Origin of the sequence: Xanthomonas sontii, from assembly GCF_040529055.1 — a bacterium.
In the GTDB taxonomy this organism is placed as follows: domain Bacteria; phylum Pseudomonadota; class Gammaproteobacteria; order Xanthomonadales; family Xanthomonadaceae; genus Xanthomonas_A; species Xanthomonas_A sontii.
Map to the genome: position 1 here is coordinate 2,576,873 of NZ_CP132342.1, position 23,767 is coordinate 2,600,639.

Below are 23,767 nucleotides of genomic sequence, written 5' to 3' on the forward strand. Positions count from 1 at the left end.
CGATGCGCAGCGAACTGCTCGATGCCGACCGGGGCGGCGACCAGCCACTGGTGCTGGCGGTGGACCTGGGAACCTCCGGCTGCAAGTGCGCGCTGGTCACCTTGGAGGGCCAGGTGATCGCCTGGGCCTTCGAACCGGTGCCCCTGCACGTGCATGGCGTCTGCGCCGAGCAGGATCCGCGCGACTGGTGGAACGCGTTGCTGGTCACCGCGGCGGCGGTGCTGCAAGGCGGCGAGGCGTTGCGCCAGCGGGTGACCGCGGTGTGCTGCTCGACCCAGGGCGAGTGCACCGTGTGCGTGGACCGCGACGGCCGCGCGCTGGGCAATGCCATGCTGTGGCTGGACATGCGCGGGCAGGCCGCGATCGCGCGGCGCCTGCGCGGTCGTTGGCTCAACGTGCGCGGCTATGCGCCGCTGAAGCTGCTGCGCTGGTTGCGCCTGAGCGGCGGCGCGCCGGCCGGCAGCGGCAAGGATTGCGCCGGCCATATCGCCTACCTGCGCGACCACGAACCGCAGCGTTACCAGCGCACGCACAAGTTCCTCAACGCGCTGGACTATCTCAACCTGCGCCTGACCGGGCGCTTCTGCGCCACCGCCGATTCGGTGCTCACCACCTGGGTCACCGACAACCGCGACCCGATGCGCATCCGCTACGACGACGGCTTGCTGCGGCTGCTCGGCATCGAACGCGACAAGCTGCCGGAGCTGGTGGCCTCCACCGAAGTGCTGGGGCCGCTGCTGCCGGGCGTGGCCGCGCAACTGGGCCTGTCGCCGCAGACCCGGGTGATCGCCGGCGCCATCGACAACTCGGCGGTGGCGGTGGCCGCGGCGGTCGAGGACTACGCCGCGCATCTGTATCTGGGCACGTCGTCGTGGCTGGGCGCGCACGTGCCGCGGATGAAGACCGACGTGTTCAGCAACATCGCCGCGGTGCCGTGCGCGGTCAGCGGGCGTTACCTGGCCACGGCGCTGCAGTCCACCGCCGGCGCCAACCTGTCGTTCCTGCGCGACCGCATCCTGTTCCATCCCGACGAACTGCTGCGTGACGAAGAACGCCCGGACGTGTACGAGGTGCTCAACGTCATCGCCGCGCGGGTGCCGGCCGGGGCCAACGGCCTGGTCTACATGCCGTGGCTGTTCGGCGAGCGCACCCCGGTGGAGGACCATAGCCTGCGCGCCGGGCTGGTCAACCTGTCGCTGATGCACACCCGCGAGGACATCATCCGCGCCTTCATGGAAGGGGTGGCGTTGAACACGCGCTGGATGATGGAACCGTTCGCGCGCTTGCTCGGCCGCGATCCGGGCGTGATCGCCGCGGTCGGCGGCGGCGCGCAGTCGGACCTGTGGTGCCAGATCATCGCCGACGTCAGCGGCCAGCCGATCCGGCAACTGCACAACCCGATCCAGGCCAATGCGATCGGCGCCACCTTCATTGCCGGCGTCGGCCTGGGCCGGCTGCACTTCGCCGACCTGCCGGCGCTGCAACGCGCGCGCCGGGTATACGAACCGTCGCCGCGCACGCGCGCGCTGTACGACGACCGCTATGCGATGTTCCGCGAGTTGCAGCGCACGCTGGCGCCGATCTACCGGCGCATGAATCCCGTTCCCGCGTGCGTGCCGGAGGTTCCCCAGCATGTTTGCCCATGAACAACGCGCGCGCGTGGTCGCGCTGTGCGTGGACCTGTCGCGGCGCGGCTATCTGGCCGGGACCGGCGGCAACGTCGCCTTGCGCCTGGATGCCGAACGCTTCGCGGTGACGCCGTCGGCCATCGATTACCTGGCGATGCGCGCCGAGGACATCTGCGTGGTACGCCTGGCCGACCTGCGGCAACTGGACGGCGCCGCCACGCCGTCGGTGGAGACCGGCCTGCATGCGCAGGTGCTGCGCCGCCGCCCCGACGTGGCCTGCAGCATCCACACCCATCAGCCGGTGGCCAGCGCCTGCGCGCTGCTGGGTGCGGCGCTGCCGGTCGAGGATCCGGCGTTGCAGGCAACGATCGGTGCGCGTGTGCCGATGGTCGGCTACTTCCCGTCCGGCACCGGGCTGCTGGCCTGGTTGCTGGCGCGCCAGCTGCGGCCGTCGAGCAACGCCTACCTGATGCGCAACCACGGCGTGCTGTGCTGCGGCCGCAGCCTGGAACAGGCGGTGGCCGCGGTCGATGCGCTGGAGCGGGTGGCGCGCGATCACTTGGCGCGCCGCATCGAACGCCGCGCATTGCACGACGCCGGCCTGGCCGCGTCGTTGCGCGCCGTCCTCACCGCCCTGGAGGCCTGACCCCATGCACGCGCTTTCCGTTTCCGCTCCCCCGAACCCGGCACCGACCATGAGCCAGACCCCCGCCATTTCGCAATGGCCCGATGTGGACCAGTTGTACGCACGCTTCCATGCGCTGGTGAACCAGCCGATGCGGCCGATCGGCGCCGCCGGCATGGCCAAGGTGATGCGCTATTTCGACGCGCGCTGCCAGGGCTCCAAGCGCCTGGGCGAGGCAGCCAAGCAGGTGATCCCCGGTGGCGTGCAGCACAACCTGGCGTTCAACCATCCGTTCCCGCTGGCCATGCACAGCGCCGAGGGCGCGTACCTGACCGACGTGGACGGCAACCGCTACATCGACTTCCTGCAGGCCGGCGGCCCGACCTTGCTCGGGTCCAATCCGCCGGAGCTGCGCGAACACGTGCAGGCGGTGCTGGACCAGTGCGGCCCGGTGACTGGCCTGCTGCACGCGTACGAGGTCAAGCTGGCCGAACTGGTCTGCGCCAGCATGCCGGCGGTGGAGATGCTGCGCCTGCTCGGCTCCGGCACCGAGGCGGTGATGGGCGCGGTGCGCCTGGCCCGCACCCACACCCGCAAGAAATGGATCATCAAGATCGGCGGCGCCTACCACGGCTGGAGCGACCAGCTGGTGTACGGCATGCGCCTGCCGGGCACCGGGCGCATGGAGGCGATCGGCATCCCGCGCGGCGCCACCGCCTACACCCAGGAATGCCATCCCAACGATCTGGAGGCATTGCGGCGCAAGCTGCAGTTCAATCGCCTGCGTGGCGGCACCGCGGCGGTGCTGCTGGAACCGCTGGGGCCGGAGAGCGGCACGCGGCCGGTGCATCACGACTACAACCGGCAGGTGCGCAAGTTGTGCGACGAGTTCGGCGCGCTGCTGATCTTCGACGAAGTGGTCACCGGCTTCCGGCTCGGGCCGGGTGGTGCGCAAGGCTACTTCGGGGTCCTGCCGGACATCACCGTGCTCGGCAAGTGCCTGGCCGGCGGCTATCCGATGGCCGGCGCGATCGGCGGCCGCCGCGAGGTGATGATGAGCCTGGTCGGCGGCATCGGCACCACGGCGCGGCGCGCCTTCGTCGGCGGCACGCTGTCGGCCAATCCGCTGTCCTGCGTGGCCGGTTACCACGCCTTGCTGGAAGCGCAACGCAGCGACGCCGCCGGCCAGGCCGGCCGCGCCGGCGATCGCCTGCGGCAGGGCCTGGAGGCGATCATCCGCCGTCTCGGCCTGCCGTACGTGGTCTACAACATGGGCTCGATCGTGCACCTGCAGACCTCCGGCGTGCTGCTGCTGGATACCGGCAACCTGTACAAGCTGTGGCGCGTGCGCAACGAAGCCAAGGAGCGCAAGCACATGATGGAAGAGATGGGCGCGGCGTATTCGGCGCACGGGCTGATCACCCTGGCCGGCAGCCGCATCTACACCAGCCGCGCCGATACCGATGCGGTGGTCGACGAGGCGCTGAACCGCTTCGACGACGTGTTCAAGCTGGTGTAGCGCATGCCCACCGTCCCGCAGATCGAAGCACTCTGGCTGCACACCCGCGCGCGGCTCGTGGCCAAGCGCCTGCTCGGCGACGACACGGCAGCCCTGGCGCTGCGCTGTCCGGGCAGCACGGCGATGTGCTGTGGCGCGCTCGAGGCGGAGCGGCCGCAGTGGCTGGACTGGCGCGACCCGGCGCTGCCGCCCGCGGCGCAGGTGCACGCGCAGGTGTACGCGCGGCGTCCGGATGTCGGCGCCAGCGCCTGGTCGGCCGGTGTGTTCGGCCACCTTCTGGCCAATGTCGGCGGCGTGCTGCCGCAGGTGTTCGACGAACAGGCGCGGCACATCGGGCCGATGCCGGCGCCGTCTCCTGCGCTCGACGCGTTGGCGACGGCCGCGCCGGGCAGCGGCAGCGTCCTGCTGTTCGGCGGACGCCCGCTGTGTCTTGGCATCACCGCGCAGCGGCTGGCGTTGAACGTGGAGTTGTTCGAGAAATGCGCCAAGGCCTATGTGCTTGCCGCGGCCACCGGCGGGCAGGTGCGGGCGCTGCCCTGGTGGGTGCGGCGCATCGCCAACGCGCGGCTGCGCAAGGACCAGATGCGGGCTGCCGCGGCCTTCGCTGCGGGCGAACTGCCGGCCGAGAGCAAAGGCTACTGAGGGTCCATCGCGATGACCGCCACGCCATCCCCGTCTTCCGTCGCATCAACCGCCGTCCACGCGACACGTCCGCTCGCCGCGGCCTTGTCGATCGGCGCCATCGCGCTGCTGATCCTCGGCGTGCAGCCGATCGTGCTCGGCGCACTGGTCGAGCAGCACCTGATCACGCTGCCCGGCGTGGGCGTGGTGGCGATGGGCGAGATCATCGCCCTGGGCATCGGCGTGGCGCTGGGCGATGCGCTGCTGCCGGTGTCCTGGCAGCGTGCCACGGCGGTCGTGGCGGCGTTGCTGGCCGCGGCGCTGAACCTGGCCACGGTGCAGGCGCAGGGCGATGCGGCGTTCGTCGCGCTGCGTGCGGCCGCCGGCCTGGCCGAGGGCCTATTGGTCTGGGTGGCAACGGTCAGCATCGTGCGCGCCGCCACCCCGGACCGGGTCACCGCGGTGTTCATGGTGCTGCAGGCGCTGGCGCAGATCGCGCTGGCGGCGGCGCTGGCGCTGTGGGTGTTGCCGGCGGCCGGCTGGCAGGGCGGTTTCGTCGCCATGGCCGCGACCTGCCTGCTGGTGCTGCCGCTGGCGGCGGCACTGTCGGTGCCGGCAAGCCTGGCTCCCGCCGCCGATGCACAGTGCGCGGCGACCGCCACCGCCAGGCTGCGCTGGTCGCCGGCGACGCTGGCGCCATTGCTGGTGGCGTTCCTGCAGATGTCGGCGATCGGCGCGCTGTGGGCCTATCTGGAGCCGCTGGCGTTGCGCGCGGGGCTGGACGCGCATGCGGCGCAACTGCAGACCTCGTGGGTGCTGGGCATGCAGATCGTCGGTGGCCTGGCGGCGATCTACTGGGTGCGCCGGCTCTCGGTGACGGCGACCCTGACCCTGGGCAGCGTGGCGCTGTGCCTGGTGGCCGCGGCGATGTACCGGGTTCCGGGCAATGCGACGCTGGGCTTCGCCGCGGTGTGCGTGGCGTTCGGCTTCGCCTGGATGTTCCTGATGCCGTTCCATGTCGGCCTGGCGCTGCGCGCCGATGCGCAGGGGCGGGTGGCGGTGCTGGTGCCGGCCGCGCAGTTGATCGGGTCGGCCTGCGGGCCGTTGCTGGCGTCGCTGCTGCTGCATGCCGACGATCCGGCGCCGGTGCCGCTGGTCGGTCTGGGCTTTGCGCTGACCGCGGCGCTGCTGGCGCTGTGGATCGGCCGGCGGCAGCGCCGTCCGGCCGTCGTGGAGGCGGGCTCGCATGCGGGCTGATGGGGGTGGCCGTGCGAGCGTGCTGGCCGCTGCGATGACGCGCTTAGGTCGGCCGCGCATGGTGCAGGGCAGGGGACTGCCAGGCACCGGGCATCGGCCGATGTCCGCCAAGCAGGAGCGCGGCGATGGCGCCTGAGCCCGTGCTGGACACCCCACCGGAGACGGTCGCGGCGCTGTTCGCCGCGCAGCAGGCCACCGCGCTGGCCTGGCGCGGCTCCTCGGCGAACACGCGGCGCGCGCATCTGCGTGCGCTGCGCGATGCCTTGCTGGCGCGACGGCAGGCGCTGATCGCCGCCTTCGCCGCCGATTTCGCCAAGCCCGCACTGGAAGTGGAATTGACCGAGCTGCTGCCGGTGGTCGACGAGATCGCCACCGCGATCGCGCAGTTGCCGCGCTGGATGCGTCCGCGCAAGGTCGCCCCGACCCTGCTGGCCCTGGGCACGCGCGCGCGCATCGCGTTCCAGCCCAAGGGCCGCTGCCTGATCATCGGGCCCTGGAACTACCCGGTGGCCACCGTGCTGGGGCCGTTGGTGTCGGCACTGGCCGCCGGCAACACGGCGCTGATCAAGCCCTCCGAATTCACCCCGCAGGTCAACGCGGTGCTGCAGGCGGTGCTGGACGAGGCATTCGCACCGGAAGAAGTGGCCCTGGTGCAGGGCGGCGCGGCCACTGCGCAGGCCTTGCTGGCCTGTCCGTTCGACCATGTGTTCTTCACCGGTTCGGCGTCGGTCGGCCGGGAGGTAATGGCCGCGGCGGCGCGGCAGCTGACGCCGGTGACGCTGGAGCTGGGCGGCAAGTCGCCGGTGATCGTCGACCGCAGCGCCGACCTGCGTCTTGCCGCCGAGGTGATCGTCTGGGCCAAGCTGGTCAATGCCGGACAGACCTGCATCGCCCCGGATACCTTGTTCGTGCATCGCGACGTCAGCGCGCGCCTGCTCGCACACTGCCGCGCCCTGCTGGCGCAGCGCTACGGTGCCGGCGCGCAGGCGGTCGCCGCCAGCCCGCACCTGGCGCGCATGATCCACCCGGCCCATGCCGCGCGGGTGGCCGCGCTGATCGACGAAGCGCGCGCCGGCGGCGCGCAGTTGCTGGCCGGTGGCGAGCACGACGCGGAGCGCTGCTACGTGGCGCCGACGCTGCTGGCGCAGGTGCCGCCGCAGGCGCGGATCGCGCGGGAGGAGATCTTCGGTCCGGTACTGCCGGTGGTCGAGTTCGCGCGCCTCGACGAGGTGCTCGATCGGCTCGACGTCGCGCCCAAGCCGTTGGCGCTGTACCTGTGGAGCCAAGACCGTGCCGGCATCGCCCAGGTGCTGGCGCGCACCAGTTCCGGCAGTGCGGTGGTCAACCACTGCCTGCAGCAGTTCGTGCACAGCGGTTTGCCGTTCGGCGGGGTGGGGGCCTCGGGATTCGGCAGCGCGCACGGCGTGCACGGCTTCCGCACCTTCTCGCACGAACGCGCGCTGCTGCGCGGCGGCCGACTGCCGATCGTCAAGGCGTTCTTTCCTCCGTATACCACGTTGCAGCGGCGCTTGGCGGCCGGCCTCAGCGGTTGGCTGGCGCGGCGCTGAGCGACGTTGTCGGTGTGCCAGCGGCGGGCGCGGTAAGATGCGATGTCGGCGCGTGCCGCGACGTCGCGGCGCAGCCCGCGCACCCATTGCCGCGGCGATGCGTGCCGTCAGGCTGGCGACGTGCCGCCACCGCGGCGCCTGCTGCTTCACCACCATCGAGATCCCATGCCCGCCGACACGCCGCGTCCCTCCGCCCCGCACCGCCCGCGCCTGACCGGGAACAAGGTGCCGGCCCAGCATCGCGCCACCGAGACCTACGAACAGATCCTCTCGGTCACCGCGCAACTGCTCGGCGACGTCGGCGTGGAGCGGCTGTCCACCAACCTGGTGTGCGCGCGTGCCGGGCTGACGCCGCCGGCGCTGTACCGCTATTTCCCCAACAAGTACGCGCTGCTGTCGGAACTGGGCCGGCGGCTGATGGAGCGGCAGAACCAGCTCATCCCCAAGTGGATCACCCAGCAGGCGATGAGCGGCACGCGCGAGGACCTGCAGCGCGCGCTGTCCGGGCTGGTGCTGGATACCTACCGCGTCACCAAGGCGACCGAGGGCGGCGTGTGGGTGCTGCGTGCGTTGCGCGCGGTGCCGGCGCTGCAGCAGGTGCGCCTGGAGTCGCATGCGCAGGTGACCAAGGGCCAGGTGCGCTTCCTCAGCGAGGCCTTCCCCGACGCCGACCCGCGCCAGTTGCGCCTGGTCAGCCGCATCGTGGTCGACCTGATCTATGCCACGGTGGAACTGTTGTTCGATACCCGCCTGAGCGCGCGCGCGGTGGCCGATACGGTGGCGGCGATGATCGCCAGCCATATCGAGCAGTTGCGCGATGCGGCCTAGCGAGAATATCCCCGCACTTGGGAACGGGCGCGCAGACCATTGTGCTTCTTATCGCCGGAGCGGCCGGCGCTAGCAGCGACACGCTGAGGTGTCGCGGCTGAAGGCGCTCCTACGATAGGAGTGGATCCACTTCGGTATCCCCGTAAGTTCCGATCCCGCGGATGTCTCACCAGGAAGCGACGACGCTGCCCTTCTTGACCACTTCCACCTTGTCGCTCGTACTGTTGTAGCGCAGATACACGCTGCCGTACTTCTCGAGGATGATGCGCTGATTGGCATTCATTCTCAGGCTGTTGTCACCAAGGTCGATGCCCATGTTGTAGTTGGACTGGTCGAAGTTGATGCCGATGTTGCCGAGCGCGCCGCTGTCGAAGTGGATGCCGTTCTGCCAGCCACGCGTGCCCGGCTGGATCTGGATGGCATGCGTGCCGGCGGTGCTGGAACCCGGGGTGTTGAGCAGATTGAGGCCGATCGTCGACCCGCCGTTGGTGTAGGAGGTCAATTCGCCGTTGAACAGGATGCTGGTGCCGTGCGTTGCGACGTTTTGCCCCGCGATACCGTCGTAGCCGTGGAACAGTTCGCTGTGGAAACCCGCCAGCCACGGCGAACCGGTGCTGCGCTGGAACGCCCGGACGGTGGCGCCCACGCTCTGCGAACTGTCCTGGGTCGCGTTGGGATGTTTGGTCGCATTGAGCTGGATGTACAGCGGCCAACTGAAGGAGTTCTGCTGGTCGGACTCGGAGATCAGCGACAGGATCTCGTTGGTGTAGCCGGGGCCGACATTGGACGCATCGCGCCGGCCCCAGCGCACGGAGGTGTCCAGCGCCGGCGCGGACACCGGCGTGCTGGAGAACTCCATGAACTGGCTCAGTTGTTCGTCAACGCTGGTGATGGCGCCGGCGCTGGCGATCACCAGGGCGGCGACGCCGAACAGCAGCACCCGGTTGACCGTCACGGCACGGCGCAGGCGTTGGTCCTTGGCCTGGAGTTGTTGCTCCAGCCGCTCCACCCTGGCAATCAAGGAAGCGTCATTGCCGGCATTGCTCACGTTCTCGTTCATCGTTGCGTTCCTTCGTTGAGATGACTGACAAGCCGGGGCTGGATGGATGTCCAGCGAGGCGCGCTTACTCCACCGCCAGATCGTCGACCTTCTGCCACCCGCGCGGCAGCAATCCGCCGCGGCTGGCGCGGGCGCCGAGGTAGGCGTCCAGGTCCTTGAACGACAGCGACATGGTGCGTTGGCCGCTCTTGACCAGCAGCGTGTTGCCCGGCGCCACCGCGGCGATCGCCACCACCCGCTCGGTGCTGAGCTTGGCCTTGGGGATGTCGATGATCTTGTTGCCCTTGCCCTTGTCCAGCTCGGGCAGGTCGGCGACCGGGAACGCCAGCAGGTGGCCGGCGCTGGTGACCGCGACGATGCGGTCGCTGCCGGCGCCGCTCACCGGCGCGGGCGGCAGCACCTTGGCGTTCGGGGTCAGGTTGAGCATGGCCTTGCCGGCCTTGTTGCGGCTGGTCAGGTTCTCGAAGCGGGTGACGAAGCCGTAGCCGTGCGAGGACGCCAGCACCAGGCGGCTGTCGTTCTCGCCGCTGGCGATGGCCTGGAACGAGGCACCGGCCGCGGGCGAGAAGCGTCCGGTCAGCGGCTCGCCGTTGCCGCGCGCCGAGGGCAGGGTATGCACCAGGGTCGAATAGGCACGGCCTTCCGAATCCAGGAACGCCACCTGCTGCGTGCTGCGTGCGCGCACCGCCGCCAGCAGGCCGTCGCCGTCGCGGTAGGACAGTGCCGCCGGGTCCACGTCGTGGCCCTTGGCCGCACGGATCCAGCCCTTCTCCGACATCACCACGGTCATCGGCTCGCTCGGCACCAGCTCGGTCTCGTCGATGGCCTGGGCCGCACCACGCTGCACCAGCGGCGAGCGCCGCGCATCGCCGAACTTCTTGGCGTCGGCCATCAGCTCGTCCTTGATCAGCTTCTTCAGCTTGGTCTTGCTGGCCAGCAGCGCCTGCAGCTGCTCGCGTTCCTTGGCCAGCGCGTCCTGCTCGCCGCGGATCTTCATCTCTTCCAGCCGCGCCAGCTGGCGCAGGCGCGTCTCCAGGATGTAGTCGGCCTGTTCCTCGCTGAGCCCGAAGCGCGCGATCAGCGCCGGCTTCGGCTCGTCCTCGGTGCGGATGATGCGGATCACCTCATCCAGGTTGAGGAACGCGGTCAGCAGGCCTTCCAACAGGTGCAGGCGGCGCTCGACCTTCTCCAACCGATGGTTGAGGCGGCGCACCACGGTGTCGCTGCGGAAGCGCAACCATTCCTCCAGCAGGGTCTTGAGGTTCTTGACCTGCGGGCGGCCGTCCAGGCCGATCACGTTGAGGTTGACCCGGTAGCTGCGCTCCAGGTCGGTGGTGGCGAACAGGTGGCCCATCAACTGCTCGGCGTCGACCCGGTTCGAGCGCGGCACCAGCACCACCCGCACCGGGTTGGCGTGGTCGGACTCGTCGCGGATGTCTTCCAGCCAGGGCAGTTTCTTGGCGCGCATCTGCTGCGCGATCTGCTCGATCACCTTGGACGGCGACACCTGGTACGGCAGCGCCGTGACCACGATGTTGGCGTTTTCCTTCTGGTAGGTGGCGCGGGCGCGCACGCTGCCATGGCCGGTCTCGTAGATCGCGCGCAGGTCGGCGGCCGGGGTGATGATCTCGGCGGTGGTCGGGTAGTCCGGGCCGCGCACGTGCTCGCACAGGTCGGCGACGCTCGCGTCGGGGTCGTCGAGCAGGCGGATCAGCGCGCTGACGATCTCGTTGAGGTTGTGCGGCGGCACGTCGGTGGCCATGCCCACGGCGATGCCGGTGGTGCCGTTGAGCAGCAGGTGCGGCAGCCGCGCCGGCATCCAGGTCGGCTCGTCCAGGGTGCCGTCGAAGTTCGGCGACCAGTCCACCGTGCCCTGGCCCAGTTCGCCCAGCAGCACTTCGGCGATCGGGGTCAGCTTGGACTCGGTGTAGCGCATCGCCGCGAACGACTTCGGGTCGTCGGTGGAGCCGAAGTTGCCCTGGCCTTCGATCAGCGGGTAGCGGTAGGAGAACGGCTGCGCCATCAGCACCAGCGCTTCGTAGCAGGCGCTGTCGCCGTGCGGGTGGTATTTGCCGATCACGTCGCCGACGGTGCGCGCGGACTTCTTCGGCTTGGCCGTCGCGTTCAGGCCCAGCTCGCTCATCGCATAGATGATGCGCCGCTGCACCGGCTTGAGCCCGTCGCCGAGGAAGGGCAGGGCGCGGTCCAGCACCACGTACATGGAGTAGTCGAGGTAAGCGCGTTCGGCGTATTCGCGCAGCGGCAGCTGTTCGAAGCCATGGAAGGCGGGGCGGGCGAGATCGGTCATGCGCAGGAAATACCTATAGGGGAACGCGGCGCCAGGCGCCGCAGGTCAGCCGGTCGATTATCCGGATGCGGCCGGCGATGCCAAGCCGCGCGTGCCGCCGGCGCTGGCCAGGTAACGGGCCGGAGGATGGCCGAAGCGGCCGCGAAAGGCGGTGACGAAGGCGCTGGGGCTGCTGTAGCCCAGCCGGAAGGCGGTGTCGGCGACGCTGGCGCCGTCGCTGAGCCGGCGCAGCGCCTCGGCCAGCCGCGCCTGCTGGCGCCAGCCGGCAAAGCCGAAGCCGGTCTCGTCGCGGAAGTGGCGGCTCAGGCTACGCGCCGACAGCCCGGCCCAGTGCGCCCATTGCGCCAGCGAGCGGTCGTCGGCGGGGGTTTCCAGCAACTGGGTGGCGATGCGCAGCAGCCGGCGGTCGCGCGGCATCGGCAGGTGCAGATGCTCGACCGGGGCGTTGCGCACCTCGTCCAGCAGCACCGCGCACAGGCGCTGCTGCTCGGCCGCCAGCACCGGCGGCACCCCCCACTGGCTCATCCGCCGCAGCACCTCCCGGAACAGGCCGTTCATGCCGATCACGCAGGTCCGCGGCGGCAGGTCGGCGCAGACGTCGGGGCGGATCAGCACCAGGTAGCTGCGCACCCGCCCGGACACCTGCACCGTGTGCAGTTCCTGCGGCGGCATCCAGCCGGCACAGCCCGGCGGCAGCGACCACTGGCCGTGCGCGGTGCGGGTGCTCAGCACGCCGTCTTCCACATAGATCAATTGCCCGCGCACGTGGCGGTGCCAGTCCACCTCGCGCCGCAGCGACACCGGCGAATGCGCGATGAAGGCCAGCGCGGGCGGGCCATCGGCGCGCTCGAACCACTCCATGGCGCGCGGGTCCAGCGCGCTGTCGGAGCCGACGGTGGCCGGAACGTCGGCCGGCTGAGTTGGCGCGATTTCGATATCCATTGTCCGGATTGTAATACCGAGCCATGGCCGCGCGCCGCTACAGTGCGCTCGCCGTCAGTGTTCCTTCGCTGCAACGCAGCATCTAGTTTCCTTGGGGATATTTTCTTGACATATATTTCTAAATGAAAATAATGGGCGCCCATGAACTGCGCTCCCTCCTTTCCTGGCCCGCCCTCGTTCGGCCTGTTGCTGCGCCAGGTGCGTGACGGCCTGATGCGCCGCCTCGACCGCGCCATGGCCGGGCTGGAGCCGGACCTGGGCTTCAGCCACTACATCGGCATGAAGGCCCTGGCCCACATGGCGCCGTGCACCGCCAACGAACTGGCCCAGGCCATCGACCAGAACCCCAGCGCGGTGACGCGCCTGCTGGACAAGCTGGAAGACCTGGGCTGGGTGCGCCGCGAGGCGCACGCGCAGGACCGCCGCGCGCTGCGCCTGGTGCTGACCGACGAAGGCCAGGCGCTGTGGCAGCAGCTCAAGCAGCGCGGCGACGACGTCATCGCCGATGCCTTGCGCGATCTGTCCGCCGACGAGCGCGAGCACTTGTTTTCGCTGTTGGTCCGCGTCCGCGATTCCCTCAATTCGCCCTGAACCCGCCCACATGACTCTGTCTTCTTCTCCCTCCCGCCTGCGCCCGTTCGCGGTCGCGGCCCTCACCCTGGCACTGGCGGCCTGCGCCAGCAGCCGTGGCCTGGAACCGCAGGGGCGCCGGCTCGATGCCGACCGCCAGCTGCACATCGGCAAGACCCTGGCCGCCGACGCGCTGGCGCCGGCGCCGTGGCCGCAGCAGGACTGGTGGAAGGCGCTGGGCGATCCGCAGCTCGACGCGCTGATCGCCGAGGCCCTGCAGGGCACGCCCAGCCTGGACGCCGCCGATGCGCGGCTGCGCCTGGCGCAGGCGCAGGCCGGCGCGGCCGATGCCGACCGCGGCGCCAAGCTGTCGCTGTCGGCCGGCTACACCGGCCTGCAACTGCCCAAGGGCCTGGCCGGCGACGAGATCGGCGGCAAGTACATCCACAACGAGCAGGCGCTGCTGAACTTCAGCTACGGCTTCGACCTGTGGGGCGGCAAGCGCGCCTCGTGGGAGGCGGCGGTGGACCAGGCGCATGCGGCCGAGGTCGACGCGCAGGCCGCGCGCCTGGACCTGTCGGCCGGCGTCGCCCGCGCCTATGCGCAACTGGGTTACGCCTGGCATCTGTACGACCTGGCCGGCGCCGAACTGGCGCGCTCGGAGAACAGCCTGAAGCTGGTGCGGCAGCGCCGCGATGCCGGCATCGACAACAACCTGCAACTGCGCCAGGCCGAGGCGCGGGTGCCGGCGGCGCGCCAGCAGCAGGCGGCGGCGCAGCAGCAGATCGACGAAGCGCGCACCGCCCTGGCGGCCTTGCTCGGCCGCGGCCCGGATCGCGGGCTGCAGATCGAGCGCCCGCGCCTGCTCGACCCGCAGGTCGCGCGGGTGCCGTCGGTGCTGCCCAGCGACCTGCTCGGCCGCCGGCCCGACGTGGTCGCCGCGCGCTGGCGCGTGGAAGCCGCCTCGCAGGGCATCCATGCGGCCAAGGCGCAGTTCTATCCCAGCATCAATCTGACCCTGCTGGGCGGCGTCGCCGCCACCAACCCGAGCGACCTGTTCAAGAGTTCGTCGGTGCTGGGTCTGCTCAGCCCGGGCGTGAGCCTGCCGCTGTTCGACAGCGGGCGGCTGCGCAGCCAGCTGGCCGAGCGCGATGCGCAGTACGACCTGGCGGTGGCCAACTACAACCAGACCCTGGTGGCGGCGCTGCGCGAGGTGGCCGATCAGGTCAACGCCGCGCGTTCGCTGGCCGAGCAGGCGCAGCAGCAGGCGCAGGCGCTGGAGACGGCGCAGGCCGCCTTCGACCTGTCGCAGCAGCGCTACCGCGCCGGCATCGGCAACTACCTGGACGTGCTCAGCGCGCAACAGCAGTTGCTGGACGCGCAGCAGCGCCTGGCGTCGCTGCAATCCAATCAGATCCTGGTCTCGGTGCGCCTGAATCAGGCGCTGGGCGGCGGCTACGACGCCACCTCCGCCGCCGATGCGCCGAGCTCTTCTTCTTCCGCACCTTCGCATTCCTGAGATCGCTGCAATGAATCAGACAACGACCCCCGCTTCCTCCGCTCCCGCCCCCAGCCGGCGCGGCAAGCTGCTGCGCGGCCTGGCCGTGGTAGTGGTGCTGGTGCTGATCGCGCTGGCGATCTGGTATTTCCTGGTCGGCCGCTGGCACGAGGACACCGACGACGCCTACGTGCAGGGCAACCTGGTGCAGATCACCCCGATGGTGGCCGGCACCGTGGTGCGCATCGACGCCGACGACGGCATGCGCGTGGAGCGCGGCCAGCCGCTGGTCAAGCTCGACCCGGCCGACACCGAGGTCGCCCTGCAGCAGGCCGAGGCCAACCTGGCGCGGACCGTGCGCCAGGTGCGCGGTCTGTACCGCTCGGTCGAGGGCGCCCAGGCCGAACTGTCCGCGCAGCAGGTGACCCTGCAGCGCGCCCGCGCCGACGTCGCCCGCCGCGCCAGCCTGGTCGCCACCGGTGCGATTTCCGCCGAAGAGCTGGCGCATGCCCGCGATCAGCTGGCCGCCGCCGAGGCCGCGGTCAGCGGCTCGCGCGAGACCCTGGCGCGCAACCGCGCGTTGATCGACGAGAACGGCGTGGCCGACCAGCCCGACGTGCAGGGCGCCGCCGCGCAGGTGCGCCAGGCCTTCCTCAACAACGCCCGCAGCGCCATCGTCGCGCCGGTGTCCGGCTACGTGGCACGGCGCTCGGTGCAGGTCGGCCAGCGCGTGCAGCCCGGCACCGCGCTGATGGCGGTGGTGCCGCTGAACCAGGTGTGGGTGGACGCCAACTTCAAGGAAACCCAGCTCAAGCACATGCGCCTGGGCCAGCCGGTGGAACTGGAGTCGGATGTGTATGGCAGCGCGGTGACCTACCACGGCACCGTGCAGAGCCTGGGCATCGGCACCGGCAGTGCGTTCTCGCTGCTGCCGGCGCAGAACGCCAGCGGCAACTGGATCAAGATCGTGCAGCGCGTGCCGGTGCGCATCGCCATCGACGCCAAGCAGCTGGAGCAGCATCCGCTGCGCATCGGCCTGTCGATGAAGGCCGACGTCAACCTGCATGACCAGAACGGCGCGGTGCTGCCGACCAAGCCGGCCAGCGGCGCGCTGCTGGATACCGATGTGTATGCGCAGCAGCTGCAGCAGGCCGATGCGGCCGTGAAGCAGATCATCCACGCCAATCTGCCCGACGCCGCCAAGGCGAACTGAGCCCGGTCATGTCCAACCAAGCTGCCGCTCCCGCCGCGCCCGGGGTTCCGGGCGCACCGGCCGCCGGGTTCCGCCCGGCCAGTGTGGCGTTGTGCACGGTGGGCCTGGCGATGGCCTCGTTCATGCAGGTGCTCGACACCACCATCGCCAACGTCTCGCTGCCCACCATCGCCGGCAACCTCGGCGCCAGTTCGCAGCAGGCGACCTGGGTCATCACCTCGTTCGCGGTCAGCAACGCCATCGCGCTGCCGCTGACCGGCTTCCTCAGCCGCCGTTTCGGCGAGACCAAGCTGTTCGTGTGGGCCACGCTGGCCTTCACCGCGGCCTCGCTGCTGTGCGGCCTGGCCCAGAGCATGGGCATGCTGGTGGTGTCGCGCGCGCTGCAGGGTTTCGTCTGCGGCCCGATGTACCCGATCACCCAGAGCCTGCTGGTGTCGATCTACCCGCGCGAGAAACGCGGCCAGGCGCTGGCCTTGCTGGCGATGATCACCGTGGTCGCGCCCATCGCCGGGCCGATCCTCGGCGGCTGGATCACCGACAACTACAGCTGGGAATGGATCTTCCTGATCAACGTGCCGCTGGGCATCATCGCCGCGACCGTGGTCGGCTCGCAGCTGCGCGACCGGCCCGAGCCGATCGAGCGCCCGCGCATGGATTACGTCGGCCTGATCACCCTGATCATCGGCGTCGGCTGCCTGCAGGTGGTGCTGGACCTGGGCAACGACGAGGACTGGTTCAGTTCGACCAAGATCGTCGTGCTGGCCGCGATCTCGGCGGTGGCGCTGGCGGTGTTCCTGATCTGGGAGCTGACCGACAAGGATCCGATCGTCGACCTGCGGCTGTTCCGCCACCGCAACTTCCGCGCCGGCACCATGGCGCTGATCGTCGCCTATGCCGCGTTCTTCAGCGTGTCGCTGCTGATCCCGCAGTGGCTGCAGCGCGACATGGGCTACACCGCGATCTGGGCCGGCCTGGCCACCGCGCCGATCGGCATCCTGCCGGTGATCATGACCCCGTTCGTCGGCAAGTACGCCTCGCGCTTCGACCTGCGGCTGCTGGCCAGCATCGCCTTCATCTTCATGGCCACCACCAGCTTCATGCGCTCGGACTTCAACCTGCAGGTGGATTTCCCGCACGTGGCCGGGGTGCAGTTGCTGATGGGCGTGGGCGTGGCGCTGTTCTTCATGCCGGTGCTGCAGATCCTGCTGTCGGACCTGGACGGGCGCGAGATCGCCGCCGGTTCCGGCCTGGCCACGTTCCTGCGCACGCTGGGCGGCAGCTTCGCCGCCTCGCTGACCACCTACCTGTGGGCCAAGCGCACGCAGCTGCACCATGCGCACCTGACCGAACACATCTCCACCTACACGCCGGGCATGCAGGAACAGGTGCAGATGATGGGCAACGGCAGCCTGCAGAACGGCGCGGCGCTGCTCAACAACACCATCAACCACCAGGCCTCGCAGATGGGCTTCAACGACATCTTCTACCTGCTGGGCTGGACCTTCCTCGGGATCATCTTCTTCCTGTGGCTGGCCAAGCCGCCGTTCGGCGGTGGTGGTGGCGCGGCGGCGGCTGGCGGCCACTGAGCCTCGACGGCGGCATGTCGGCACGGGCGGCACCACGACCCGTGCCGTTCCATGCCGCTGCAATGGTGGTGCGCAAGCGGCGCTTGCACGCCATTGCCTGATGGCGTGCCGTCCGGCGCGCCGCACCAGTGCATGCCAAGTGACATGCATGCCCGGCGTCGCGCTCCGGCGCCGGGACACTTGCCGCTGCCGCGGCCTGCGCACCAGAATGCGGCTCTTCGCAGGCTTCGGCAGCCCCGCACATGCAGCGCTTTCTTCGCGCCTTCGGCGCCCGCTTCGCCGCATCGCTTCCGCGCGCGGCCGTCCTCGTACTGCTATGTCTTGGTGCGCACCCGGACCATGCGCAGGCCGCGCCGCCGCCGGCGGCCTCGCCGGTGCCGGTGACCCCGGCCGATCGCCTGCACGAAGCCTGGTGGGCCGAGCGCCACCAGCAGGTGCTGGCGCAGGTGCGTGCGCACCCGGATGCGCCGCTGCTGCTGATCGGCGATTCGATCACCCAGAACGACGAGAAGGCGCAGGCACCGGACGAAGACTTCCAGTCGACCTGGCAGACCTTCTACGGCAGCCGCGGCGCGCTCAACCTCGGCTTCAGCGGCGACGCCACCGAACACGTGCTGTGGCGTCTGCAGCACGGCGAGGTCGACGGCCTGCGGCCCAAGGTCGCGGTCCTGCTGATCGGTACCAACAACACCGGCCACGAAGGGCACAGCGCGGCGGACACGGTGCGCGGCATCGACGCGGTGGTCGCCACGCTGGAGCAGCGCCTGCCGCGCACCCGCATCCTGTTGCTCGGCCTGCTGCCCAGCGCACTGTCGGCGCAGAAGAGTGCGCGCGACGCCGAGGTCAACCGCGCGCTGGCGGTGCGCTACGGCGACAATCCGCGTGTGGCCTACCTGGACATCGGCACCGTGTTCCAGCGCGTCGACGGCACGCTGGACCCGAGCCTGTTCTACGATCCGCGGCAGCGTCCCGGCAGTGGCGCGCTGCATCCGGACACGCGTGGGCAGCGGCGCATGGCCGAGGCCATCGAGCCGACCCTGGCGCGGCTGCTCGACGAGGCGCCGCGGGTGCCGCTGGACGCGATGACCGACGTCGACACCGCGCGCATCGCCGTGCCCTGGCTGGAGCAGGATTCCTACGACTGGTACGGCCGCCACCATGCCGCGCTGGACGCCGCGCGGCAGTTGCAGCCGCAGGTGGTGATGCTCGGCGACTCGATCACCCATTTCTGGGCGGGCGCGCCGCAGGCGATCCGGGTGAATGGCGCGCAGGCCTGGCAACGCACCTTCGGCGACGCGCGGGTGCTGAACCTGGGCTTCGGCTGGGACCGCACCCAGAACGTACTGTGGCGGCTGCGCCAGGGCGAGGTCGACGGTCTGGCGCCGCGCTGGGTGGTGATCAACCTCGGCACCAACAACCTCGCCGGCACCGAGCATGCGCGCACCAACACGCCGAGGGAGACCGCCGACGGCGTGGCGGCGGTGGTCGCCGAGATCCGGCGGCGCCTGCCACGCAGCCGGATCGTGCTGATGGGCATCTTCCCGCGCGGCTTCGCCGCCGATGCGCCGCAGCGTGCGCCGATCCTGGAGACCAACCGCTTGCTGGCCGCGCGCTTCGCCCACGACCCGCAGGTGCGCTGGCTCGACATCGGCGCGCGCTTCCTGCAGCCGGACGGCACGCTGCCGGCGGCGCTGATGCCCGATGGCACCCATCCCAGCGAAGCGGGCTACGCGATCTGGGGCGAGGCGCTGCGCACGCTCGGCGTCGGCGGCTGAAGAGCGTCTCGAACAGCACGCGTGCCGCGACTCAGCGGGAAGCGTGGTTGTCCTCGTAAGAGCGGCTTCAGCCGCGACGGGCATGCCGGTAGCGTTTGGTCGCGGCTGAAGCCGCTGCTGCGAACGACATTCCGTCGTTACTGGCGATGCCCGAACGCCACACGCGCCGCCAGTGTGACTCAGCCGTTGTCCGGCTTGAGCAATTCCAGCACGGCTTCGCGGCGCCGCACCGAGGCGTTGCGATAGCGCGCGAGCAGGGCGCGCTCCTGCGCGTCCTGCGCCAGCAACGGATAGTCGGCGGGCAGGTCCTGCACACGCTTGCCGGGACCGACCCCGCACACCAGTTCGTCGAGCGAGCGGTTCAGCACGCTGCGCAGCGTCGGCAGCAGGCGGAAGCTCGGCGTTTCGCGGTCGTTCTCCCAGGCCGACACCGAGGACTTGGTGACGTCCAGCGCGAAGCCCAACTGCTCCTGGGTGAGCCCGGCGGCTTTTCTGGCTTCGCGCAAACGCTCGCCGAAGCTATTCATCGCGGTGGGCCTTGGGGGACGGCGGGCCTACCAAGATATGGAGCATCCGCCGGCTTGTCGTACAGTCACGCTTGACTCCAATTGTTCGGAGATTCAATACTCGTGCGGTGCGGAATGCACGGACGCGCGAGGATGCGCATGCAGGACATGGAGGTTGTGGACACGAGGGTGTCGGCGCCGCGGTGCGCCGCCGCCATGCGTTGGCCGATCGCGGCACGACGCGGCGCCTGCCGGTACGTGGGGGAGGGCGCATGGCCACCTACGAAGTGAGACTCCGGCGCGTCGCGCAACTGGAGCCGTCCTTGCAGGTGCTGGTGCATGCCGCCAATGCCTACCTGGCCGCGCGTGCGGCCGAACGCCACAACCCGGGCTACCGTGCCTACAAGGTGGCGGTGTGGGTGAAGGGCGTGCGCGTGGACATCGGTCCGTTGCGTCCGCCGCAGCGCTGAGCGCCGCGGCCTGCGTGCAGCCAACAAAAAACCCGCCGAAGCGGGTTTTGAGATCTTGCTCGACCTGTCGGTCGTGGTGCCCAGGAGAGGACTCGAACCTCCACGGTTTTACCCGCTAGTACCTGAAACTAGTGCGTCTACCAATTCCGCCACCTGGGCAACTCAGAACGAGAATTGTGCGCGTGGCAGCAGGCGCTGTCAAGCGTTTTGCGACGGCGGCAGTGCAGCGCCGTCGCGGACGCGTCGGTGGCGACCTCAGTAGCCGACGTTGAAGCGCAGGCCCTGGTTGATCGCGCAGCGGTAGCCGAGGGTGCTGCCGGTCTGCTGGTAGCTGGGCAGGGCGAACACGAACATGGTGAAGTCGATGCTGTTGTCCGGATGCACCTGGTAGCGCAGGAACTGCTGGATCGGCTTGCCGTCGCGGCCGACGGTCACGTGCTCGTCGGCGAAGGACAGGGTGCCGTCGGCGGTGACGCGGTAGGCGCCGATGCGCAGGCCGCCGCGGGTCTGGCTCGGGGTGGCGCCGCCGGAGGTGGGCGTGCACTGGCTCAGGTCGATCGCCACGGCGACCGAGGCGCCGCTGTCCAGGGCGCGCTGGATCTCGGTGAGGGAATTGAGCGTGGCGTCGTCGGCACCGGCGGTGGCGGCGGAGGCGCTGGTGGCGCTGGCGAACAGGGCGGCGGCGAGCAGGGAGGCGGACAGGCTGTGCATGGGGATGCTCCGGAGCGTGGGGGAGGGCGACGGATTGCCGGATGCAAACTAGCGGGGCGCCGATCCGGGTCAACCGACAAAATCGCGAACTCCCGCGGCGGTCACGCCGGATCTTCGAAGCGGGTCCGCTTGTGACAACGCTGTGTCGGAATCGGCATCGCGCATGCGGTTTTCCGTCGAATCCGCGCACCGCCGAAGCGTGCGCGCGTGCACAGCCGCGCGGCGGTTGGGATGTGCGCGGCACCGCTGCGTGCCGCGGTCGGATCGCGTCATCGATGCCGGCAATCGAGAGCGGCGCAAAAATAGGCGTTGACAAGGTCGCGGCGGCACCGCAGAATTCGCGGCCTTCAGCGCCCAGGTGGCGGAATTGGTAGACGCACTAGTTTCAGGTACTAGCGGGTAAAACCGTGGAGGTTCGAGTCCTCTCCTGGGCACCACATGCAAGATCGCGAGAGCGCTGAACTCTCGCACCGACCGGCCCGCTGACGCGGGCTTCGTCGTTTCTGGGGCGCACGTTCGCCGCAGCGCGCCGCCCGGTTCGGGTGACGGCCACCTGCATGGGAGTACCATGCGCGGATGACAACTCGCAAAAGCAAGTCCGGCAAGCCCGGCAAATCCGCGTCCGGCGACGCGCCCACCTCCGATACGCCGAAGAAATCGCGTCTGCCCGCCTGGATGCCCAGCTTCCTGCGCCGCGGCCCCAAGCCGCCGCTGCAACCGCTGCACCCTCCGTCGCCGCCGCCGGCGGCCGCGCCCGACACTGCCGCGCCGATCCACGACCCCTATGCCGCACGCGAGGCCGAGCGCTATGCGCAGCCGATCGCCAGCCGCGAGGCGATCCTGCAACTGCTCGAACGCTGCGACGGTCCGCAGACCCTGGACGAACTGGCCGAACAGCTCGGTCTGACCGAGCCGACCCGCAAGGAAGCGCTGAGCAAGCGCCTGGGTGCGATGCTGCGCGAAGCCCAGGTCGTGCAGAACCGCCGCGGCGGCTACGCGCCGCTGCAGCAGACCAACCTGATCCCCGGTGTGGTGATCGCCAATCCGGACGGATTCGGCTTCCTGCGCCCGGACGAGGGCGGCGACGACCTGTTCCTGCCGCCGTACGAAATGCGCAAGGTGCTGCATGGCGACCGCGCGCTGGCCAACGTCACCGGCATCGACCGCCGCGGCCGCCGCGAGGGCAGCATCGCGCGCGTGCTCGAGCGCGGCCTGACCCGCATGATCGGCCGCTTCAGCCTGGAAGCCGGCATCGCCTTCGTGGTGCCGGACGACAAGCGCATCCAGCGCAACGTGCAGATCCCCGCCGACGCCGTCGGCGAGGCCCGCGACGGGCAACTGGTGGTGTGCGAACTCACCTCCGCGCCGGATGCGCGGCGCCCGCCGATCGGCAAGATCATCGCCGTGCTGGGCGACAAGCTGACCCCGTCGCTGCTGGTGGAAGCGGCGATCCATGGCCACGAGCTGCCCTACGAGTTCCCGCAAGAGGTGCTGGACGAAGCCGCGGCGGTGCCGCTGACGGTGGAGCCGGCGGCGATCAAGGGCCGCGTGGACCTGCGGCAGACGCCGCTGGTGACCATCGACGGCGCCGACGCCAAGGACTTCGACGACGCGGTGTTCTGCGAGTCCAACGCCGACGGGTTCCGCCTGGTGGTGGCGATCGCCGACGTGTCGCACTACGTGCGTCCGGGCACGCCGCTGGACACCGAGGCGGTCAAGCGCGCGACCTCGGTATATTTCCCCGGTTTCGTGGTGCCGATGCTGCCGGAGACGCTGTCCAACGGCATCTGCTCGCTCAACCCCAAGGTCGACCGCATGTGCTTCGTCTGCGACATGCAGATCGACCGCCAGGGCGAGGTGGCCGGTGCGCGCTTCTACGAGGCGGTGATGAACTCGCACGCGCGGCTCACCTACGAACAGGTGTGGCAGGCGGTCGGCGAAAAAGACGAGCAGGTGCGCAAGGACGTGGCGGCGGTGCTGCCGCAGCTGGAGCGGCTGCATCAGCTGTACCAGATCCTGGCCAAGGCGCGCGCGCGCCGCGGCGCGATCGAGTTCGAGACCGCGGAAGTGCGCTTCGTGCTCGACAACACCGGCGAGGTGACCCAGGCCGGCATGCTGGTGCGCAACGACGCGCACAAGCTGATCGAGGAATGCATGATCGCCGCCAACGTGGCCGCGGCGCGCTACCTGCTGGAAACGCACATTCCGGCGCCGTTCCGCGTGCACGAGCGCCCGCCGGAATCCAAGTACGCCGACCTGCTGGAGTTCCTCAAGGAATTCAAGCTGAGCCTGCCGGCGTGGAGCAAGGTGGTACCGGGCGACTACACCAAGCTGCTGAAGAAGGTGCGCGAGCGTCCGGACGCGGCGCTGCTGGAATCGGTGCTGCTGCGCAGCCAGAGCATGGCGGTGTACTCGCCCGACAACGCCGGCCACTTCGGCCTGGCGCTGGAGGCGTACGCGCACTTCACCTCGCCGATCCGCCGCTATCCGGACCTGCTGGTGCACCGCGCGATCAAGTACGCGCTGACCCGCGGCGCGCCGGACAAGTACCTGTACGCGCCGCGCGCGATGGCGGCGCTGGCGCTGCAGTGCTCCGAGCGCGAGCGCCGTGCCGACGAGGCCGAGCGCGAGGTCGACGAGCGCTACCGCGCCGCGTGGATGGAGAAGCACGTCGGCGGGCAGTTCGACGGCGTGGTCAGCGGCGTGACCAGCTTCGGCCTGTTCGTCGAGCTGGACCAGTCCAAGGTCAACGGCCTGATCCACGTGACCCAGTTGCCGCAGGACTATTACCACTTCGACGCCACCCGCAAGACCCTGACCGGCGAGCGCCGCGGGCGCGAGTTCCGCCTTGGCGACCGCGTACGCATCCTGGTGCTGAAGGCGAGCATGGAAGAGCGCAAGATCGACTTCCGCCTGGTCGAAGAAGGCGAATCGGCACACGACGAGTTGCCGCCGCCGCCGCGTGGGCAGCCGGCCAAGCGCAAGAAAAAGAAGTACTGACGGCGCAGCGTCGCGGCGACCGAATGGCGGCCGCCGCGATCGCGCTTCCCGTGCGTCGTGCGGGAGCCACCTGCGCGATGCG

At 70.0% G+C, this 23,767-nt stretch carries 19 protein-coding genes and 2 tRNA genes; 15 read left to right on the forward strand and 6 right to left on the reverse strand.

Annotated elements, in window-relative coordinates:
- The first annotated feature begins 2 nt into the window (after window positions 1-2).
- The 7 genes from RAB70_RS10820 (at window position 3) to RAB70_RS10850 (ending at window position 8,046) form a co-directional block, all read left to right on the forward strand.
- Window positions 3-1,646 (forward strand): FGGY-family carbohydrate kinase, encoded by a 1,644-nt coding sequence (locus tag RAB70_RS10820; protein ID WP_148828533.1) that lies wholly within the window; start codon window positions 3-5, stop codon window positions 1,644-1,646.
- Window positions 1,633-2,274: a class II aldolase/adducin family protein gene (locus tag RAB70_RS10825; protein WP_148828534.1), complete on the forward strand. Its 642-nt coding sequence runs from the start codon at window positions 1,633-1,635 to the stop codon at window positions 2,272-2,274. Before RAB70_RS10820 ends, RAB70_RS10825 begins: the two co-directional genes overlap by 14 nt.
- 49 nt (window positions 2,275-2,323) lie before the next feature.
- The gene (locus RAB70_RS10830) at window positions 2,324-3,772 is read left to right on the forward strand and encodes an aspartate aminotransferase family protein (protein WP_148828535.1); all 1,449 of its coding nucleotides are present in this window, start codon (window positions 2,324-2,326) and stop codon (window positions 3,770-3,772) included.
- Window positions 3,773-3,775: 3 nt separating this feature from the next.
- Window positions 3,776-4,414, forward strand: coding sequence for a hypothetical protein (locus RAB70_RS10835; RefSeq protein ID WP_148828536.1), 639 nt, complete (start codon window positions 3,776-3,778; stop codon window positions 4,412-4,414).
- An 84-nt stretch (window positions 4,415-4,498) separates the two neighbouring features.
- Entirely contained in the window at window positions 4,499-5,650 is a 1,152-nt protein-coding gene (locus RAB70_RS10840; RefSeq protein ID WP_148828537.1) for an MFS transporter, read from the forward strand.
- A gap of 125 nt (window positions 5,651-5,775) precedes the next feature.
- Window positions 5,776-7,218: an aldehyde dehydrogenase family protein gene (locus RAB70_RS10845; RefSeq protein WP_170268152.1), complete on the forward strand. Its 1,443-nt coding sequence runs from the start codon at window positions 5,776-5,778 to the stop codon at window positions 7,216-7,218.
- 165 nt (window positions 7,219-7,383) lie between these two features.
- A complete protein-coding gene (locus RAB70_RS10850) occupies window positions 7,384-8,046 on the forward strand; it encodes a TetR/AcrR family transcriptional regulator (RefSeq protein ID WP_148828538.1) in 663 nt (220 codons plus the stop codon).
- Between the two features lie 166 nt (window positions 8,047-8,212).
- Here RAB70_RS10850 and RAB70_RS10855 read toward each other — a convergent pair whose 3' ends face one another.
- From RAB70_RS10855 to RAB70_RS10865, 3 genes are all read right to left on the reverse strand, one after another.
- Complete coding sequence (locus tag RAB70_RS10855; RefSeq protein ID WP_148828539.1) at window positions 8,213-9,106, reverse strand: hypothetical protein; 894 nt, start codon at window positions 9,104-9,106, stop codon at window positions 8,213-8,215.
- Between the two features lie 64 nt (window positions 9,107-9,170).
- Window positions 9,171-11,414, reverse strand: a complete 2,244-nt coding sequence (gene parC, locus RAB70_RS10860; protein ID WP_148828540.1) for a DNA topoisomerase IV subunit A — start codon at window positions 11,412-11,414, stop codon at window positions 9,171-9,173.
- 57 nt (window positions 11,415-11,471) lie between these two features.
- Window positions 11,472-12,356: a helix-turn-helix domain-containing protein gene (locus tag RAB70_RS10865; protein WP_148828541.1), complete on the reverse strand. Its 885-nt coding sequence runs from the start codon at window positions 12,354-12,356 to the stop codon at window positions 11,472-11,474.
- Window positions 12,357-12,497: 141 nt separating this feature from the next.
- On the opposite strand from RAB70_RS10865, the gene RAB70_RS10870 reads away from it, so the two are divergent.
- The 5 genes from RAB70_RS10870 (at window position 12,498) to RAB70_RS10890 (ending at window position 18,998) form a co-directional block, all read left to right on the forward strand.
- On the forward strand, window positions 12,498-12,947 hold the full coding sequence (locus RAB70_RS10870; protein ID WP_026143312.1) for a MarR family winged helix-turn-helix transcriptional regulator: 450 nt from the start codon (window positions 12,498-12,500) through the stop codon (window positions 12,945-12,947).
- Between the two features lie 10 nt (window positions 12,948-12,957).
- Complete coding sequence (locus tag RAB70_RS10875; RefSeq protein ID WP_148828542.1) at window positions 12,958-14,445, forward strand: efflux transporter outer membrane subunit; 1,488 nt, start codon at window positions 12,958-12,960, stop codon at window positions 14,443-14,445.
- Window positions 14,446-14,455: 10 nt separating this feature from the next.
- The gene (locus tag RAB70_RS10880; RefSeq protein WP_148828543.1) at window positions 14,456-15,637 is read left to right on the forward strand and encodes an efflux RND transporter periplasmic adaptor subunit; all 1,182 of its coding nucleotides are present in this window, start codon (window positions 14,456-14,458) and stop codon (window positions 15,635-15,637) included.
- A gap of 8 nt (window positions 15,638-15,645) precedes the next feature.
- Window positions 15,646-17,223 (forward strand): DHA2 family efflux MFS transporter permease subunit, encoded by a 1,578-nt coding sequence (locus RAB70_RS10885; protein WP_026144761.1) that lies wholly within the window; start codon window positions 15,646-15,648, stop codon window positions 17,221-17,223.
- Between the two features lie 242 nt (window positions 17,224-17,465).
- Window positions 17,466-18,998 (forward strand): GDSL-type esterase/lipase family protein, encoded by a 1,533-nt coding sequence (locus tag RAB70_RS10890; RefSeq protein WP_148828544.1) that lies wholly within the window; start codon window positions 17,466-17,468, stop codon window positions 18,996-18,998.
- 179 nt (window positions 18,999-19,177) lie between these two features.
- Here RAB70_RS10890 and RAB70_RS10895 read toward each other — a convergent pair whose 3' ends face one another.
- On the reverse strand, window positions 19,178-19,525 hold the full coding sequence (locus tag RAB70_RS10895; protein ID WP_017910998.1) for a helix-turn-helix domain-containing protein: 348 nt from the start codon (window positions 19,523-19,525) through the stop codon (window positions 19,178-19,180).
- Between the two features lie 251 nt (window positions 19,526-19,776).
- Between RAB70_RS10895 and RAB70_RS10900 the strand changes: the two genes are divergently transcribed.
- The gene (locus tag RAB70_RS10900; RefSeq protein WP_010343993.1) at window positions 19,777-19,974 is read left to right on the forward strand and encodes a hypothetical protein; all 198 of its coding nucleotides are present in this window, start codon (window positions 19,777-19,779) and stop codon (window positions 19,972-19,974) included.
- A gap of 74 nt (window positions 19,975-20,048) precedes the next feature.
- Here RAB70_RS10900 and RAB70_RS10905 read toward each other — a convergent pair.
- Both RAB70_RS10905 and RAB70_RS10910 read right to left on the reverse strand, forming a co-directional pair.
- A tRNA-Leu gene (locus RAB70_RS10905) sits at window positions 20,049-20,133 on the reverse strand.
- Window positions 20,134-20,229: 96 nt separating this feature from the next.
- Window positions 20,230-20,685 carry a VirK family protein gene (locus RAB70_RS10910; protein WP_148828545.1) on the reverse strand — a complete coding sequence of 152 codons (456 nt, stop codon included), beginning with the start codon at window positions 20,683-20,685 and terminating at the stop codon, window positions 20,230-20,232.
- A gap of 352 nt (window positions 20,686-21,037) precedes the next feature.
- On the opposite strand from RAB70_RS10910, the gene RAB70_RS10915 reads away from it, so the two are divergent.
- Together RAB70_RS10915 and rnr are read left to right on the forward strand one after the other, a co-directional pair.
- Window positions 21,038-21,122, forward strand: a tRNA-Leu gene (locus tag RAB70_RS10915).
- A gap of 139 nt (window positions 21,123-21,261) precedes the next feature.
- On the forward strand, window positions 21,262-23,685 hold the full coding sequence (gene rnr / locus RAB70_RS10920; protein ID WP_148830536.1) for a ribonuclease R: 2,424 nt from the start codon (window positions 21,262-21,264) through the stop codon (window positions 23,683-23,685).
- The last annotated feature ends 82 nt before the right edge of the window (window positions 23,686-23,767 follow it).

Excerpts from the sequence above, each read along its gene's own strand:
- RAB70_RS10845 (WP_170268152.1), top strand. The coding sequence starts at position 5,776 with ATGGCGCCTGAGCCCGTGCTGGACACCCCACCGGAGACGGTCGCGGCG.
- parC (WP_148828540.1), bottom strand. The coding sequence starts at position 11,414 with ATGACCGATCTCGCCCGCCCCGCCTTCCATGGCTTCGAACAGCTGCCG.
- RAB70_RS10835 (WP_148828536.1), top strand. The coding sequence starts at position 3,776 with ATGCCCACCGTCCCGCAGATCGAAGCACTCTGGCTGCACACCCGCGCG.
- RAB70_RS10865 (WP_148828541.1), bottom strand. The coding sequence starts at position 12,356 with ATGGATATCGAAATCGCGCCAACTCAGCCGGCCGACGTTCCGGCCACC.
- RAB70_RS10825 (WP_148828534.1), top strand. The coding sequence starts at position 1,633 with ATGTTTGCCCATGAACAACGCGCGCGCGTGGTCGCGCTGTGCGTGGAC.
- RAB70_RS10820 (WP_148828533.1), top strand. The coding sequence starts at position 3 with ATGCGCAGCGAACTGCTCGATGCCGACCGGGGCGGCGACCAGCCACTG.
- RAB70_RS10880 (WP_148828543.1), top strand. The coding sequence starts at position 14,456 with ATGAATCAGACAACGACCCCCGCTTCCTCCGCTCCCGCCCCCAGCCGG.
- RAB70_RS10900 (WP_010343993.1), top strand. The coding sequence starts at position 19,777 with ATGGCCACCTACGAAGTGAGACTCCGGCGCGTCGCGCAACTGGAGCCG.
- RAB70_RS10890 (WP_148828544.1), top strand. The coding sequence starts at position 17,466 with ATGCAGCGCTTTCTTCGCGCCTTCGGCGCCCGCTTCGCCGCATCGCTT.
- RAB70_RS10895 (WP_017910998.1), bottom strand. The coding sequence starts at position 19,525 with ATGAATAGCTTCGGCGAGCGTTTGCGCGAAGCCAGAAAAGCCGCCGGG.
- RAB70_RS10850 (WP_148828538.1), top strand. The coding sequence starts at position 7,384 with ATGCCCGCCGACACGCCGCGTCCCTCCGCCCCGCACCGCCCGCGCCTG.
- RAB70_RS10830 (WP_148828535.1), top strand. The coding sequence starts at position 2,324 with ATGAGCCAGACCCCCGCCATTTCGCAATGGCCCGATGTGGACCAGTTG.
- RAB70_RS10870 (WP_026143312.1), top strand. The coding sequence starts at position 12,498 with ATGAACTGCGCTCCCTCCTTTCCTGGCCCGCCCTCGTTCGGCCTGTTG.
- RAB70_RS10875 (WP_148828542.1), top strand. The coding sequence starts at position 12,958 with ATGACTCTGTCTTCTTCTCCCTCCCGCCTGCGCCCGTTCGCGGTCGCG.
- RAB70_RS10910 (WP_148828545.1), bottom strand. The coding sequence starts at position 20,685 with ATGCACAGCCTGTCCGCCTCCCTGCTCGCCGCCGCCCTGTTCGCCAGC.
- rnr (WP_148830536.1), top strand. The coding sequence starts at position 21,262 with ATGACAACTCGCAAAAGCAAGTCCGGCAAGCCCGGCAAATCCGCGTCC.
- RAB70_RS10885 (WP_026144761.1), top strand. The coding sequence starts at position 15,646 with ATGTCCAACCAAGCTGCCGCTCCCGCCGCGCCCGGGGTTCCGGGCGCA.
- RAB70_RS10855 (WP_148828539.1), bottom strand. The coding sequence starts at position 9,106 with ATGAACGAGAACGTGAGCAATGCCGGCAATGACGCTTCCTTGATTGCC.